Raw genomic sequence first — 14,058 nt, forward strand, 5'->3', positions numbered from 1 at the left:
CGGTGCAGCAGATTCTCGAGCCGGTCGCCGATCCCGAGCCGTCGGCGGCCTACCCCGATGTGCTGCGGCGCGGCAACCAGGCGGTCATCCGCTGCATCCTCGGGGTGCTGATCGGGCTGTCGGGCTACGCCATCATCGTGCCGCTGGTCGCCCAGCTGGCCGCGGGAGTGGGCTGGCTGGTGCGTCGTCCGGGGGGTTCGTTCGCGGACTACTCGAAGCGGGCGCTGTCGTACCAGTTGCCGGAGGGGCTGGCGGCCACCCATCTCGGACTGGCGATGCTCATTCCCATCAGCATCGCCCTGGTGTGGGGGTGGCACCGGATTCGCCCGGCGTGGCTGGCCTCGGTGCAACCGGGCATGCGCTGGCGTTACCTGCTCGGCTGCCTGGTGATCGCGGCGGTGTCGTTGAACGCCGTCATGTGGATCTCGCAGTGGGGCCAGTCGCCGACCTGGTCGGTGCCGGCGCAGGCGTGGCTGTGGGTGCTGTTCGTGGTGCTGCTCTCACCGCTGCAGGCGGCGGGGGAGGAGTTCTTCTTCCGCGGCTACCTGCTGCAGGCCCTCGGCGGCATCACCCGCAACCGCTGGGTCGCCGTGGTGGCGACGGCGCTGGTGTTCGCCCTCTTCCACGGCGTGCAGAACGTCTGGCTGTTCGTCGACCGGTTCGCGTTCGGCCTGCTCGCGGGCGCACTGGTGGTGCTCACCGGTGGCATCGAGGCGGGCATCGCTGCGCACGTGGTCAACAACGTGTTCGCGTTCGGCTACGCCATCTTCTCCGGCGGTGCGGCGAGTGCGAAGGGCGTCACTGAGATCACCGCGATGGCGGCCGTGTGGGATGTCGCGGGCTTCGCCGTGACGGCCGCGCTGTGCTGGTGGTTCGGTCGTCGCCTGAACGTGGCCGATCGCACTCCCGCGGATTTGAGCGCAGGGGCTGGCGTGCTCTAGAGTTGGTCCTCGTTGCCGGGCAGTGCGGTGGGTCTCGATCCGCCGGGCGAGTCGGCAGCGTAGGGGTATGGTGTAATTGGCAACACGAAGGTTTCTGGTTCCTTTATTCTAGGTTCGAGTCCTAGTACCCCTGCGGAGAGCAATTTGGCAGCCCGCAAGGTTTCCAGTAAAGTTCTTCAAGCGCTGGCCCAGCCAGCAGCTGGCCCCCGTTGTGTAGCGGCCCAGCACGCCGCCCTCTCACGGCGGTAGCGCCGGTTCAAATCCGGTCGGGGGTACGGAACAGGCCCGTCAGGCAACTGACGGGCCTTCTTCGTGTCCCTACCCGCACGAACCCGCGCCCAGGGCTGGTTGAATCGTTTCATGCTCGATGACGCCCGCCTGATCACCGCCCCCGACGACCACGACGGCAGCGCACCGCTGTTCGTCCGCTCGTTCCGCCTCGACCCCGATCACGGTGCGGTCGCCTCCGCGCACTGGCTGGTCACCGCCCACGGGGTGGTGGAACCGCGGCTCGGCGGTCGTCCGGTGGCACCCGACGTGCTCACCCCCGGCTGGTCGAGCTACGAGTGGCGCCTGCGGGTGCGCGATCTCGACGTCACCGAGGTGATCCGCGACCTGACCGCCAACGAGCCGGGGGCCGAACTCGAGGCGAGTGCCCTGGTGGGCCACGGCTGGTGGGCCGGGCGGCTCACCTGGGAGCCGGGCAGGCGCCACCTGTACGGCGATACGGTCGGCTTCGCCGGTCGCCTGGAGCTCACCTTTGACGACGGTCACCGCCAGACCGTGGTCACCGACGGTGACTGGCGGGTGCGGGGCTCCGACGTGCTGGACGACGACCTCTACGACGGGCAGACCATCGACGCGCGCCGTCGGGGCGACACCCTCCCGGAGCGCCCGGTCGTGGTGAATGAGCTTGACCCGGGCGTGCTGGTGGGCCACCCGAACCCGCCGATCGTCCGGCACGAGGAACTCGCTCCCGTGCAGGTGACCCGGTCACCATCGGGGCGCACACTGGTCGACTTCGGCCAGAACCTGGTCGGCTGGGTCAGAGCCACGGTGCGCGGCGACGCGGGGGCCGTGGTGACCCTGCGGCACGCCGAGGTGCTCGAAGACCGGGAACTGGGCGTGCGTCCGTTGCGCGATGCCAAGGCCACCGATCGGTTCGTGCTGTCGGGCGGCACCGATGTCTTCGAGCCGACGCTCACCTTCCACGGCTTCCGCTACGTCGAGGTCGACGGCTGGCCCGAGGGGGTCGACCTGGCTTCCGGTCTGCGGGCGGTGGTCGTCTCCTCCGACCTGCGGCGCACCGGCACCTTCGAGTCGTCGCACGACGGCCTCAACCAGCTGCACCGCAATGTTGTCTGGGGGCTGCGCGGCAATGTGGTCGGCGTGCCCACCGACTGCCCCCAACGCGACGAACGACTCGGCTGGACGGGAGACCTCGCCGTCTTCGCGCCCTCGGCCTGCTTCCTCTACGACGTCGGCCCCTTCCTCGCCGACTGGCTGCGCGACCTGCGCGCCGAGCAGGTGCACCAGCACGGCAGGGTGCCCTTCGTCGTGCCCGACCCGCTGAAGTACCTCTCGGACGACGCGGCCACCCCGGCCATCTGGGCCGATGCCGCGGTCTGGGTGCCGTGGGCGGCCTGGCAGGCCTACGGCGATGCCGAAGCGTTGGCCGAGGCCTACCCGGCGATGGTCGACCATGTGGACCACGTCACCGGTCTGCTCTCGCCCTCAGGCTTGTGGGACACGGGCTTCCAGTTCGGCGACTGGCTCGACCCGGCGGCTCCCGCGGAGGCGGCCGACCAGGCGCGCGCCGACAAGGGCGTGGTCGCCACGGCCGCGTTCATCCGCAGTTGTCGACTCACCGCCGAGGCGGCCCGCCTGCTCGGCCACGACGCTGACGCCGCCCGGTTGGACGAGGTGGCGACCCGCACGACGGCCGCCTTCAACGAGCACTGGGTGGGCGACGACGGCACCGTGTTCTCGGACTGCCCGACCGTGTATGCCCTCGCCATCGTCTTCGGACTGCTCGAGGGCGACCGGTTGACCGGGGCGGGGGACAGGTTGGCCCAGCTGACCCGGGACGAGGGTCACGTGATCGCCACCGGGTTCGCCGGCACCCCGTTCGTCTGCGACGCGCTGACGCTCACCGGGCACCTGGACGATGCGATGGCACTGCTGTTGCAGACCGCCTGCCCGTCGTGGCTGTACCCCGTGACCATGGGAGCCACCACCATCTGGGAGCGCTGGGACTCGATGCTGCCCGACGGCTCCATCAATCCCGGATCGATGACCAGCTTCAACCACTACGCGCTGGGCGCGGTGGCCGACTGGCTGCACCGCTCGATCGCCGGCCTGGCCCCCGCCGAGCCCGGGTATGCGCGGGTGAGGTTCGCACCGGTGCTGCCGTCGGCCGAGCAGGCTCCCGGGCTCGACTGGGCAGGAGCCTCGCTCGACACCCCCCACGGACGAGTGTCGATCCGGTGGGAGCGAGCGGAGGCCAATGATCAGGAGACGGGCTTCCGGGTCGAGCTGGAGACCCCGGTCGAGGCCGAACTGGTGCTGCCCGGAGTACCGGCCGAACAGCTGCCGGCGGGCCGACACGTGCGGGTGGTGGCGGCCGGCTGACCCGAGGTGGGCGAGACTGGGCGCGTGAGTTCAGGAGTCCACCCCATCAGCCAGGAGGCGGCGCTGCTCGAGCGGCTTCGGCTGGTCGGCCCCGCCAGCCGGCCCACGCTCGAACAGGACACGGGGTTGGGCCGCAAGGTGGTGCACGAGCGGGTGGCCCTGTTGGCCGACCTCGGTCTGGTCGCCGAGGGCACCCTGGGTCAGTCCACCGGTGGTCGCATGCCGCGCCTGCTCGAGTTCGCCGGCGGGCCCGGCGTGGTCGCCATGGCCGAGATGAACGTCGACTCGGTCACGGTGGGGGTGGCAGACCTGCGCGGCGAGATCCTCACCCAGCTCGAGCACCCCCTGAGTCTCGGCGAGGGCCCCGATCGCACGGTCGCGGCCCTCGCCGACGCGCTCCGAGACGTGGCCGCCACCGTCGATCGTCCGCTGTGGGGTGTCGGGGTCGGCGTGCTGGCACCGGTCGACGTCGAGGCCGGCACCGTCTTCGGCGGCCACCTGTTCGACGGCACCGTGATGGAGGGCTGGGACGGTCTGGCCGTGCGTCGTCGACTGGCCGACGAGTTGGGTGTGGCCGTGTGGGTCGACAACGAGGTCAACCTGATGATGCTCGGGGAGCTGCGCGCGGGACTCGCCCGCGGCCGCCAGAACGCCCTGTTCGTGAAGACGGGGCCGAGCATCGGTGCCGGCATCGCCCTGCGCGGCAGCCTGCAACGCGGCGGTTCGGCCGCGGGCGAGGTCGGGCACCTGCGAGTGCCGGACGAGGACGACCTGCCCTGCTGGTGCGGGAACACCTGCTGTCTGGCCGCCTTCCTCGCACCCGAGCAGCTGGCCCGTGAGCAGGCGGCCGGCGACGACTGGGACACCGTGCTGCGGCGGGCGGGCGTCCGTCTCGGGAGGGTGGTGGCGAGCGTGGTCACGCTGCTCGACCCGACCCTGGTGGTGCTGGGCGGCACGCTGGTCGAGGCGGGCAGCCCGGTCGTCGATCTGGTGCGCGGCGAGGTGGAGCGGCGGGCCTTCGTGACGGCCCAGCGTGACCTGGAGGTCACCGTCTCGCCCCTCAGCGACCGCGCTGGGCTGGTGGGCGCCGCTTTCCTGGCCGCGGATGCGTTGTTCTCGCCGGACGCGCTGGCTGCCTGGTTGCCGCTGGGCACCCCGGCCGCTCTGGGCGTCGGGCTGCACGACGTGCTCGCTCGCCGTTCGTGAGTGTGCCGAGCGTGAGGTGCAGTGACCCGACCCCCTGGGGGAGGGGCCGGGTCACCGGTGCCCTCAGGCGGGCACGTGCACGAACGCCTGCACGTCGCCGGTGCCAGCGGTCAGGCCGCGGTGCCCCGGCAGGGGAGAGGCGACGAACGCCCCGGGATTGCTGACTCCGGCGGCCACGGCAGTGGCGACCGAGTCGACGTAGGCGGGCCGCGTGAACCACTGGTGGTTGTGGGCCGTGTAGAGGGTGTCGAAGGCCCCGTCGGTGTGGGCACGCCAGCCGCTCAGCGCCGCCTGGTAGCCGGCGAGATCGGACGACGACAGCACCAGACCCGCGCTCGAACCACCCTGGGTGCCCAGGGCATCGCCGGCGAACAGCACCCGCGAGGTCGCGTCCAGCAGCGTGATGGCGTCGGACGAGTGACCCGGCAACGGCTGCACCTCGAGACCGACCGTGCGGCCGGAGCTGTCTCGTCCGAGGTCGATGACGTCACCGGCACGGTGGCGCACCACACCGGTGGTGCGCCCCGTCCCCAGATCGGTGCCCTCGAAGGCGTGCACCGTGCACCCGCGGAACTGCTCGAGCCCGCCGAGCTGGTCGTCGTCACCGCTGGTCACGATTACCTCGAGCGGCACCCCGCTGCCAGCCAGGGTGCGACGCACGAACGCCAGCAGGCCAGGCGATCCGACGCCGGTGCCGATCAGCAGCGCCCGCTTGGATCCGCGCATCAGGTACAGCGAGCGGTTGCCGTGGTCGCGGATCAGCTGCAGGTCGGTGCGAATGTTGCGCAGGTACGCGTACGTGGCCTCCGACCACGGGTCGAGCAGGTAGCGGCTCGGGATCTGCACGCGGTGGTAGTCGCCGACGGTGCCAGCGCCCCCGGGATACATGTTGGTCAGGGAGTAGACCAGGCGGCTCGAACCGCCGCCGATCCAGACGGCCTCGCGGCCGACGTGGAAGTAGGGCTCGGCGGCGATGGAGCCGTCGAGGGCACCCTCGGCGGCGGTGATCATGTCCTTGACGTAGTCGAGGTCGCCGATCCGTCCGTTCAGGGGAGCCTGACCGCGACTGAACATGCGCAGCTGGTCGAAGTGAGCCGGGAGCAGCGCCACGCCGTTCAACGGAGTGAGCAGGGCACGCAGGTTGCGCAGCATGCCGACGTAGGTCGAGGTGGTGGCCGAAGCGAACTGGGCCCAGACGAAGGCCGACCCCAGTGCGTCGCCGGTGGCGATCAGCTTGTTGGCCACGTCGAGGTAGCCGGTCGAGCCGGGGGTGTGCCCGTACAGGGCGACGATCTGGATGGTGCGGCCCCCGAGGTCGATGCTCTTCACGGTGCTGCCGGTCGAGCCGTTGACGGTGGCGCCGCCGTCGTCACGCACCGGCACCCAGTTCGCAGGTGCCGGGGTGCGGGGCCAGTCGAGGTCGGGGTAGTAGACCGTGCGGGTGGTCATCTGGAACAACTTGCCCGTGTGGTCGCCGTGGTTGTGGGTGATCGAGACATCGAAGTCCACGGGGTTGGCGCGGGGTGAGCCGTCGTCATCATGCCCGAGCAGGTGGTGGGTGACGGTGGTCAGGTCGTTGACCCCCATCGTCTCGGCCGTGTTCTGGGCGGTGTCGACCAGCAGGGCGCGGTCGTGGCCCTCGAACAGCCAACAGGTCGAGTCCTGCGACGTGGACGATCCGTCCGCGCGCGGCGCTCCCGGCAGGTAGTTGTCGATCCGCCACGTGCGCAGCCCGTCCTGGGTGCGGTGCACCCGGTGCGCGGTGTAGGTGCCCCACGGGTTGGTCGCGCCTGCCCAGGCGTTGCCGACGGGGGCGCCCCATTCGTCGCGGACGATCTCGAGGAAGCCGGGGACGAGGTCGTCCAGGGTGAGGGAGGCGACGCCGCCATTCTTGGCCGTCGGTGCGGCCAGGGCGGTACCGGTGACGGAACCGGCGACTGCCACGGCAGCCGGCAGGGCGGCGGCGATGGCCAGCAGGTTGCGGCGGCTGAGGCCGTGAAGGGTCGGTGAGCACTCGTGGTCGTGCTCGTATTCGTGCGAGGGGGTGGCGGAAGGGATGGGACGGGTCATGACCGGCTCTCCTTTGAGCTGGCGAGAAGTCCCCGCCGTCCGGTGGCGGCTCGATGGGAGGGATCTCTCTCGCTGCCTCGACCCTAATGTTCGTTTGGAGCGGAAGTCAACGGTTCTGCGCTTGCCCGGGTCTCCCGGTCCAAAACGGTCGGCTGGCGGACAATGTTGTCGAAAAAGTCAACATTCTCCACCAGCCGACCACTTTGGATCGCTCAGTTCGGCTCAGCTCGGAGTCCTCCGGGACGACTGCCCGCTCACTCAGCGGCGGCAGCCCTGCGCAGCACCTCGGAGAGGCGCTCGGCGGCGCTCATCACGGCCGCGGCGTGCAGTCGTCCGGGTTGGCGGCCGAGGCGCTCGATGGGCCCCGAGACCGACAGCGCCGCGATCACCTTGCCGGAAGGGGAGCGCACCGGGGCGCTGACCGAGGCCACGCCCGGCTCGCGCTCGGCCACCGAGTGGGCCCACCCGCGACGGCGCACCGAGGCGAGGGCGACGGCGGAGAAGTTCGACGACGACAGCCCTCGCTGCACCCGCTCCGGCTCCTCCCAGGCGAGCAGCACCTGGGCCGCCGACCCGGCCGACATGGTCAGCTGGGTGCCGACGGGAATGGTGTCGCGCAGGCCGGACGGGCGCTCGGCGGCCGCGGCGCAGACGCGGAACTCGCCCTGGCGGCGGAAGAGTTGTGCGGACTCGCCCGTGATGTCGCGCAGGCGGGCCAGAATGGGGCCAGCGGTCGCCAACAGGCGGTCCTCGCCGGCGGCCGACGCCAGTTCACCCAGGCGCGGGCCGAGCACGAAGCGGCCCTGCAGGTCACGCCCCACCAGTCGGTGGTGCTCCAGAGCGACCGCCAGTCGGTGGGCGGTCGGTCGGGCCAGTCCGGTCGCGGTCACGAGGCCCGCGAGGGTGGTCGGTCCTGATTCGAGTGCGGTGAGCACGAGGGCTGCCTTGTCGAGCACTCCCACGCCACTGGTGTCGTCCATGATTTGAGATTACATGTCCGCATTTTGGAAATGCAAGCGCTAGAGTTGGCGATGTCGCCGGAGCGCGCGAGCTCCGCCCCATCATCTGAGTCACTCATCGCATCGAGGTCTTGCATGTCCACCACTGCCACTCGTCCCCAGACCCTGTCCGACAAGGTCTGGGACGCCCACGTCGTGCGTCAGGCCGAGGGTGAACCCGACCTGTTGTTCATCGACCTGCACCTGGTGCACGAGGTCACCAGCCCGCAGGCCTTCGCTGGCCTTCGCCTGGCGGGTCGTCCGGTGCGTCGACCCGACCTGACCCTGGCCACCGAGGACCACAACACCCCGACCCTCAACATCGACCAGCCGATCGCCGACCCGGTCAGCCGCACCCAGGTCGACACGCTGCGCAAGAACGCGGCCGAGTTCGGCATCCGCATCCACTCCCTGGGCGACAAGGACCAGGGCGTCGTGCACATCATCGGCCCCCAGCTGGGCGTCACCCAGCCGGGCATGACGATCGTGTGCGGCGACTCGCACACCTCCACCCACGGCGCCTTCGGTGCCATCGCCTTCGGCATCGGCACCTCCGAGGTCGAGCACGTGCTGGCGACCCAGACCCTGCCGCAGGCTCGTCCCAAGACGATGGCCGTCACCATCAACGGTGACCTGCCCGCGGGCGTCACCGCCAAAGACGTCGTGCTGGCGCTGATCGCCAAGGTGGGCACCGGCGGCGGTCAGGGCTACATCGTGGAGTACCGCGGCACCACCATCGAGCAGATGTCGATGGAGGGGCGCATGACCATCTGCAACATGTCGATCGAGTGGGGCGCCAAGGCCGGCATGATGGCCCCCGACCAGACCACCTTCGACTACCTGCAGGGACGACCGCACGCCCCGCAGGGTGCCGATTGGGATGCCGCCGTCGAGTACTGGAAGACGCTGAAGACCGACGAGGGCGCGACCTTCGACCGTGAGGTCGTGATCGACGCCACCGAGCTCACCCCCTTCGTCACCTGGGGCACCAACCCGGGCCAAGGCGTACCGCTGGGCGCCACGGTGCCCACGCCTGAGCAGTTCGACGATCCGGTCGACCGCACCGCCGCCGAGAAGGCCCTGGAGTACATGGGCCTGACCGCCGGCACCCCGATGCGCGAGATCGCCGTCGACACCGTTTTCCTGGGTTCCTGCACCAACGGCCGCATCGAAGACCTGCGCCTCGCGGCCGGTGTGCTCGAGGGCAAGAAGATCGCCGACTCGGTGCGCATGCTGGTCGTTCCCGGCTCGGCCCGGGTGCGGCTGCAGGCCGAGATCGAGGGCCTCGACAAGGTCTTCCTGGCCGCGGGTGCCGAGTGGCGCGCCGCCGGGTGCTCGATGTGCCTGGGCATGAACCCCGACCAGCTGGCCCCCGGCGAGCGGGCCGCGTCGACCTCGAACCGCAACTTCGAGGGTCGCCAGGGCAAGGGTGGGCGCACCCACCTGGTGTCGCCGGCCGTCGCCGCCGCCACCGCCATCACCGGCCACCTCGCCGCGCCGGCCGATCTCGACGCCGCCGACCTCGTCTCGTCCGACCTGAAGGGCTGAACAACAATGGACAAGTTCTCCAACCACGTCGGTGTGCCGGTGCCCCTGCGCCGCAGCAATGTCGACACCGACCAGATCATCCCGGCCGTCTACCTCAAGCGGATCACCCGCGACGGCTTCGAGGACGGGCTGTTCGCCGCCTGGCGCAACGACCCCGACTTCGTGCTCAACCAGGAGGCCTACCAGGGCGGGACGATCCTGGTGCCCGGCCCCGACTTCGGCACTGGTTCGTCGCGCGAGCACGCCGTCTGGGCGCTGCAGAACTACGGCTTCAAGGTGGTCATCGGCAGCCGGTTCGGCGACATCTTCCGCAACAACTCCGGCAAGGCCGGGCTGCTGATCGCCCGCGTCGAGCAGGACGTCGTGGAGCAGTTGTGGAACTGGATCGAGGCCAACCCGGGCTCGCAGATCGAGGTCTGCCTGCAGGACAAGCAGATCTCGCTGCCCGACGGCACCACCTTCGACTTCGAGATCGACGACTTCACCCGTCACCGTCTGCTCGAGGGGCTCGACGACATCTCGATGACCCTGCAGCACGAAGACAAGATCTCCGCCTACGAGGCCACTCGTCCGTCGTTCAAGCCGGCCACCATTCCGGCGCGCACGGCCGACTGAGCCGAGCGCGGGTCCTCACCCGATCGACACCCGCACGACCTCGCCGTCGACCAGTTCGACGGTCACCCGCTGACCCGGCTGCAACCTTCGCAGCCGGGTCGCGGCCGTCCTGGGCAGATCGAGTTCGCTACCGTCGTCGGTGAGGGCGCGCCAGCCGGTGGGGGAGTCGCCGGTGGGGGAGTTGCCGGTCACGGTTGCTGCCACGCGGGTGGGGAGGGGCTCGTTCACGCCAGCGATCGTAGGCGCTAGTTTGGGCGCCATGACGCAGCATCCGCTCCCGCCACGCGAGTCGAACCATCGGCTGAAGCTCACCCTGCGCCAGGCCAACCGCGAACCCGGCGGCACCGTCTACACCAACCTGGCCAGGTTTGCCCATGCTGGCATGAGCCTGTTGGTGCGGCGTGACTGGCGCGGCAGCGGGCGGCTTCCGCAAACCGGTGGGGTGCTCGTGGTGTCGAACCACCTCAGCTACTTCGACGCCGTCGCCCTCGGTGAGTTCGTCATCTGGTCGGGACGATGGCCCCGCTACCTGGGCAAGGTGCAGTTGTGGAAGACACCCGTCATCGGCTGGCTGGCCCGCGCCTGCGAGCAGATCCCCGTCGACCGGGGCGCCGCCACGGCCGCCCAGGCGCTGGTCGCCGCCGAACAGGCCCTCGATCGGGGGCGGTGTGTGGCCATGTACCCCGAGGGAACGCTCACCCGTGACCCCGACACCTGGCCGATGACGGCGCGCACGGGGGCCGCTCGGCTCGCCCTCACCACCGACCACCCGGTCGTGCCGATCGGGCAGTGGGGGGCCAACCACGTCATCGGCGGCACCTCCATGGGGCTGCCCCGGTTCTTCCCGCGCAAACTGATCCAGGTGAGCTGCGGCGAACCCGTCGACCTCGACGACCTGCGGCCGCTGATGGGCACCGACCGCGAGCGCGAGGCCGTGCAGTGCGCCTCGGCGCGCATCATGGACGCCCTCACCGCCCTGGTGGCCGACCTGCGCGGCGAGGAGGCGCCGGCCGGGCGGTGGGATGCTCGCGTCGGCCAACGCGTGCCCCAGTCGCCCCAGGTCGAGGGCCCCGGGGCAGCCGCGGGGCACTAGGGTGGACGAGGCCGTGCCCCCGCGGCCCGTGTGAGCAGAGGATCAAGCATGAGCAGTCGCACCCGTGTCGCCCTGGTCTTCGGAGGTGCCTCGTCGGAGCACGGGGTCTCGTGCCTGACCGCCGCCGGAGTGCTCGCCGCCCTCGACCACGACCGCTACGAGGTGGTCTGCGTCGGCATCGCCCCGTCGGGGCGTTGGACGCTCGTCGACCCCGAGCGGGCCGCCGCCATGCAGACCGTTGACGGACGACTGCCGTCGGTCTCCCCGGCCGGGCCCGAGGTCGTGCTCGTCTCGACGGGCCGCGGACCGGGGCTGGCCGTGCGCGACGGCTCCACCCTCGACGAACCGCGACCCATCGACGTCGCCTTCGCGCTGCTGCACGGCCCCTTCGGCGAAGACGGCACCATTCAGGGGCTGTTCGAGATGCACGGGGTGCGCTACGTGGGCGCGGGCGTGGCCGCCAGCGCCAACGGTATGGACAAGCACCTGATGAAGGCCTGTTTCGCCGCCGCCGGGCTGCCGCAGGGGCCCTACGAGGTGATCACCCCCAGCCAGTGGGTGCTCGACCGCGAGGCGGCACTCGCCCGCCTCGAGCGGCTGCAGCTGCCCCTGTTCGTGAAGCCGGCGCGCGCCGGTTCGTCCATCGGGATCACGAAGGTGGACGACCGGGCCGCCCTCGCCGACGCCATCGAGGCGGCTCGGGCCCACGACCCGAAGGTGGTCATCGAGCAGGGGATCGTCGGCCGGGAGGTGGAGTGTGCCGTGCTGTCGTCGCGTGAGGGCGGCGTGCCTCGCACCTCACTGGTGGGCGAGATTCGCATGGTCGACGGTTCGGGCTTCTACGACTTCGACGCCAAATACCTGCCCGGCGAACAGGTGGCCCTCGACATTCCGGCCACCATCGACGAGGGCCTGCAGCGGCGGGTGCAGGAACTGGCCGTGCACACCTTCGAGGCGATCGGAGCCGAGGGTCTCGGCCGCGTCGACACCTTCGTGCTCGACAGCGGTGAGGTGCTGGTCAACGAGATCAACACCATGCCCGGGTTCACCCAGTACTCCATGTACCCGCAGCTGTGGGAGAAGTCGGGGCTGCCCTACGGTGACCTGATCGACGAGCTGATCCAGTTGGCGTTGGCTCGCCCGCTCGGGCTGCGCTGACGCCCAAGAACACTGTCGGTCAGGAACGCTGGCCCTCACGAACAGGGCGTCACCACGGGATCCTGGGAGACGGCGCCGCTGAGCTCGTTGAGCACATCGGCCTCGGGTGCGTGGGCCGAGGGCACCTCGACCTGCAGGAAGGCCGCTCGTCCGATCGTGGTGAACCGGTAGCCCGCCTCGGTCTTCTCGGCCCACCAACCCACCCCGTTGACCACGTCGCAGCGGCTGCTGGCCTCCAACCCCGCGGGGCGCTCGATCCCGCAGCGCAGCACCACCCGGTGCTCGCCGTCGCCCCAGTAGGCCACTCGTCCGGCTTGGTTGAGCAGCCCGGTGGCGCCACCCACCGTGGTGGGCAGCGCGGCGAAGACCTGCCTGCAGGCACTCAGCCCTGCGGCATCGGGGGTGTGATCGGTGGCCGCGGGCGGTTCGTTGGACGAACAGCCGGCCGCGGCCGCGAGCAGCACGCACGCCGCCCCCGCGAGGGCGCGTGACATCAAATGTTGACCACGGGGCAGGTCACGGTGCGGGTGATGCCCGCGACCGCCTGCACCTGGGCCACCACGATCTGGCCGAGTTCGTCGACGGATTCCGCCTCGGCGCGCACGATCACGTCGTAGGGGCCGGTGACGTCCTCGGCCAACGTGATGCCCGCGATCTGGCGAATGGCTACGGCGACCTCGGCCGCCTTGCCCACGTTCGTCTGGACCAAGATGTAGGCGTTGACCATGGTTTCACTCCTGCCCGTCGCACTGGTGCGGTGTGCGGCTCACGGTAGCGTGAACGGCGTCCACAACAGGTGAGTTCGGGAGATGAGATGCAGACCATCGGCGAGGTTGGCGAGTTCGCCCTGATCGATCGCCTGACCCGTGACCTCGACCGGAGCGCCGCCGTGTCGGTCGGGCCCGGCGACGATGCCGCCGTCTTCCTGGTCAACGGCTCGGCCGTCTGCTCCACCGACCTGCTGATCGAGGGCGTGCACTTCCGCACCGACTGGTCGTCGGGGGCCGACGTCGGCCGCAAGGCCGTGGCCGTCAACGTGGCCGACCTCGAGGCGATGGGGGCCACCCCGGTGAGTCTGGTCGTCGCCCTCGGTGCGCCGGCCTCGACGCCCCTGACCTGGGCCAAGGAGTTCATGACCGGCCTGCGGCAGGAGGCCGCGGAGGCCGGCATCACCGTCGTCGGGGGCGACACCACGGCTGCCTCGGTGATCACCGTCTGCGTCACCGTGGTGGGCCAGACCGAGGGGCGGGCACCGGTGCTGCGCAGCGGCGCGGCCGCCGGTCAGGTGGTGGCCACCGTCGGACGACTGGGCTGGGCCGCCGCGGGCCTGGCCGTGCTGCGGCGAGGATTCAGGTCGCCGCGGGCGGCCGTCGAGGCCCAGCGCACTCCACAGGTGCCCTACGGGCAGGGTCGGCTCGCGGCCAGCGCCGGAGCCACGGCGATGTGCGACGTCTCCGACGGGCTGCTCGCCGACCTGGGGCACATCGCCACCGCCTCCGGCGTGGTGATCGATCTCGACACGGCGAGGCTGACCGTGGACGAGCCCCTGACCGTCGTCGCCCAGGCCACGGGGGCCGACCCCCTGTCGTTCGTGCTCACCGGGGGAGAGGACCATGCCCTGGTCGCCTGTTTCGAGCCCGGACTGGTGCCCGACGACTGGGAGGTCATCGGGCGGGTGCTCGAGGCCGCCGACGGGGCCGAGCCCCAGGTGTTGGTCGACGGCGATCCGTGGGAGGGGCCCGGCGGATTCAGTCATTTCGGCTGATCCGGCATGGGTTCGCCCGGCGTGGCAGCCCCC

At 70.7% G+C, this 14,058-nt stretch carries 13 protein-coding genes and 2 tRNA genes; 10 read left to right on the forward strand and 5 right to left on the reverse strand.

What is annotated here, in order from left to right:
- The first annotated feature begins 2 nt into the window (after positions 1-2).
- The 5 genes from ACSDQ9_RS00280 (at position 3) to ACSDQ9_RS00300 (ending at position 4,778) form a co-directional block, all read left to right on the forward strand.
- Positions 3-941: a CPBP family intramembrane glutamic endopeptidase gene (locus ACSDQ9_RS00280; protein ID WP_435142432.1), complete on the forward strand. Its 939-nt coding sequence runs from the start codon at positions 3-5 to the stop codon at positions 939-941.
- Between the two features lie 61 nt (positions 942-1,002).
- Positions 1,003-1,074 (forward strand) — tRNA-Gln (locus ACSDQ9_RS00285).
- Positions 1,075-1,143: 69 nt separating this feature from the next.
- A tRNA-Glu gene (locus ACSDQ9_RS00290) sits at positions 1,144-1,216 on the forward strand.
- An 85-nt stretch (positions 1,217-1,301) separates the two neighbouring features.
- Entirely contained in the window at positions 1,302-3,572 is a 2,271-nt protein-coding gene (locus ACSDQ9_RS00295) for an alpha-L-rhamnosidase (RefSeq protein WP_435142433.1), read from the forward strand.
- 24 nt (positions 3,573-3,596) lie between these two features.
- The gene (locus tag ACSDQ9_RS00300) at positions 3,597-4,778 is read left to right on the forward strand and encodes an ROK family protein (protein WP_435142435.1); all 1,182 of its coding nucleotides are present in this window, start codon (positions 3,597-3,599) and stop codon (positions 4,776-4,778) included.
- 63 nt (positions 4,779-4,841) lie between these two features.
- On the opposite strand, the gene ACSDQ9_RS00305 is transcribed toward ACSDQ9_RS00300, so the two are convergent.
- Both ACSDQ9_RS00305 and ACSDQ9_RS00310 read right to left on the reverse strand, forming a co-directional pair.
- Positions 4,842-6,848: an MBL fold metallo-hydrolase gene (locus ACSDQ9_RS00305; RefSeq protein WP_435142437.1), complete on the reverse strand. Its 2,007-nt coding sequence runs from the start codon at positions 6,846-6,848 to the stop codon at positions 4,842-4,844.
- A 254-nt stretch (positions 6,849-7,102) separates the two neighbouring features.
- A complete protein-coding gene (locus ACSDQ9_RS00310) occupies positions 7,103-7,828 on the reverse strand; it encodes an IclR family transcriptional regulator (RefSeq protein ID WP_435142439.1) in 726 nt (241 codons plus the stop codon).
- Between the two features lie 114 nt (positions 7,829-7,942).
- Here ACSDQ9_RS00310 and leuC point away from each other — a divergent pair, with 114 nt between their 5' ends.
- Both leuC and leuD read left to right on the forward strand, forming a co-directional pair.
- A complete protein-coding gene (gene leuC / locus ACSDQ9_RS00315) occupies positions 7,943-9,394 on the forward strand; it encodes a 3-isopropylmalate dehydratase large subunit (protein WP_435142441.1) in 1,452 nt (483 codons plus the stop codon).
- Positions 9,395-9,400: 6 nt separating this feature from the next.
- Positions 9,401-10,009, forward strand: coding sequence for a 3-isopropylmalate dehydratase small subunit (gene leuD / locus ACSDQ9_RS00320; protein ID WP_435142442.1), 609 nt, complete (start codon positions 9,401-9,403; stop codon positions 10,007-10,009).
- Positions 10,010-10,024: 15 nt separating this feature from the next.
- On the opposite strand, the gene ACSDQ9_RS00325 is transcribed toward leuD, so the two are convergent.
- Positions 10,025-10,237 (reverse strand): hypothetical protein, encoded by a 213-nt coding sequence (locus ACSDQ9_RS00325; protein WP_435142443.1) that lies wholly within the window; start codon positions 10,235-10,237, stop codon positions 10,025-10,027.
- 31 nt (positions 10,238-10,268) lie between these two features.
- Between ACSDQ9_RS00325 and ACSDQ9_RS00330 the strand changes: the two genes are divergently transcribed.
- Positions 10,269-11,102, forward strand: a complete 834-nt coding sequence (locus ACSDQ9_RS00330) for a lysophospholipid acyltransferase family protein (protein WP_435142444.1) — start codon at positions 10,269-10,271, stop codon at positions 11,100-11,102.
- 48 nt (positions 11,103-11,150) lie between these two features.
- Entirely contained in the window at positions 11,151-12,260 is a 1,110-nt protein-coding gene (locus tag ACSDQ9_RS00335) for a D-alanine--D-alanine ligase family protein (RefSeq protein ID WP_435142446.1), read from the forward strand.
- A gap of 35 nt (positions 12,261-12,295) precedes the next feature.
- Here the strand turns inward: ACSDQ9_RS00335 and ACSDQ9_RS00340 are convergent, their stop codons facing one another.
- Positions 12,296-12,754, reverse strand: coding sequence for a DUF3515 family protein (locus ACSDQ9_RS00340; protein ID WP_435142448.1), 459 nt, complete (start codon positions 12,752-12,754; stop codon positions 12,296-12,298).
- Positions 12,754-12,987, reverse strand: coding sequence for an Lrp/AsnC ligand binding domain-containing protein (locus ACSDQ9_RS00345; protein WP_435142450.1), 234 nt, complete (start codon positions 12,985-12,987; stop codon positions 12,754-12,756). The genes ACSDQ9_RS00340 and ACSDQ9_RS00345 overlap by 1 nt, the downstream gene beginning before the upstream one ends.
- Positions 12,988-13,074: 87 nt before the next feature.
- Between ACSDQ9_RS00345 and ACSDQ9_RS00350 the strand changes: the two genes are divergently transcribed.
- Positions 13,075-14,025, forward strand: coding sequence for a thiamine-phosphate kinase (locus ACSDQ9_RS00350; RefSeq protein WP_435142451.1), 951 nt, complete (start codon positions 13,075-13,077; stop codon positions 14,023-14,025).
- Positions 14,026-14,058 lie beyond the last annotated feature (33 nt).

The organism is Aestuariimicrobium soli, assembly GCF_051192575.1.
In the GTDB taxonomy this organism is placed as follows: domain Bacteria; phylum Actinomycetota; class Actinomycetes; order Propionibacteriales; family Propionibacteriaceae; genus Aestuariimicrobium; species Aestuariimicrobium soli.